Annotated in this window: 1 protein-coding gene and 2 pseudogenes; 2 read left to right on the forward strand and 1 reads right to left on the reverse strand. The window is 57.4% G+C overall.

Going from position 1 to position 1,265, the window contains the following annotated elements:
• Positions 1 to 237 (forward strand): annotated as a pseudogene (locus tag AC1DXW_RS30880) (IS4 family transposase); the annotation flags it as partial.
• A 38-nt stretch (positions 238 to 275) separates the two neighbouring features.
• On the opposite strand, the gene AC1DXW_RS30885 reads toward AC1DXW_RS30880, so the two are convergent.
• Positions 276 to 641 (reverse strand): hypothetical protein, encoded by a 366-nt coding sequence (locus tag AC1DXW_RS30885; protein WP_477756003.1) that lies wholly within the window; start codon positions 639 to 641, stop codon positions 276 to 278.
• 245 nt (positions 642 to 886) lie between these two features.
• Between AC1DXW_RS30885 and AC1DXW_RS30890 the strand changes: the two are divergent.
• Positions 887 to 1,265, forward strand: a pseudogene (locus AC1DXW_RS30890) (shikimate 5-dehydrogenase); the annotation flags it as partial.

Here is a 1,265-nt window from a genome sequence, read left to right on the forward strand (position 1 = left end):
TTTGGCCGAGCGCCCAGCGACATCCGCTTCAAACCGGCCTGCCAGTACATCGCCGTCCAACTGATCGTGATGGCAGCGGCCAATCCGGTTTCAGCCACAGGGAGGCGATTGGCAGAGTTAAGGGCAGGTGTTGGGGGAATGTTTCTGGATCACCGCCCAAGGCCTTCGAGGCCAAGGACGGTGAAAATTTCAAAAACCCGGTTTCCGGTGGACCGTAAGGCTGCTCCGCTTAAGTGAACAGCATTACGCTGTTTCAGCGGGGCCTGATGAGTCCGTTACCAGCGGCCGTAGTGATGGCCGTAGTAGCCGCGAGGCGGGCCGTAGTAACCATGGGGTGGTCCGTAGTACACCGGAGCCGGACGGTAGTAGATCGGTTGTTGCACGTAGACCGGGGCCGGCTGGTAGTAAACCGGAGGCGGTGGTGCGTAATAAACCGGCGCGGGCTGGTAGTAGACCGGTTGCGGTGCGACATAAACCGGGCGGTTGGCGTTGATCAGGGCCGAGCCGACAATGGCAGTACCGACGATCGCGCCAAACACCGCCGGGCCCTGCCAGTAATTACCACCACCATGGGCTTGCGCCTGTCCTGCGATAGCGAGGGCGCCGATCAGCAAGGCTACTGTGGGGACTTTACGGATCATGATAGTTCCTCGGTTCTTCAGCCCGGCGCCTGTGTCTGCAATAGACCCAGGGATTGTCGCGGGGATACTTCTAAGACAGCTTTTTTCGAGAATCAGCACGGCCGTTAGGTAAATTTTGTGTAAGGTCGGTACCGACTTTCTTACCGGTCTGTGTAAGTCCATGTAATCAGGCTTATATGATCGATCAGAACCCGATGGGGGGCTAATCCCGTCCATCCGAAAAGTGCACTTGAAGGAGCTTCCCCATGCAGATGAACCCCAACAAAGACACCCAGCTGTGCATGTCCCTTTCAGGACGCCCCGGGAACTTTGGTCTGCGTTTTCATAATCATCTGTATGAACAGCTGGGCCTGAATTTTTACTACAAGGCCTTTGCCAGCCAGGACCTGCCGGGTGCCGTTGCCGGCATTCGTGCCCTGCGGATTCGTGGCTGTGGCGTGTCGATGCCGTTCAAGGAAGCCTGTATTGCCCTGGTGGATGAACTCGACGCGTCGGCCGCCGCCATTCAATCGATCAACACCATCGTCAACACCGACGGTCATCTCAAGGCCTACAACACCGATTACATCGCCGTGGCCCAGTTGCTGGAAAAACACCAGGTGCCCAAGGACTCGACCTTTGCCT

It is taken from the genome of Pseudomonas sp. P4_C4, assembly GCF_056402055.1.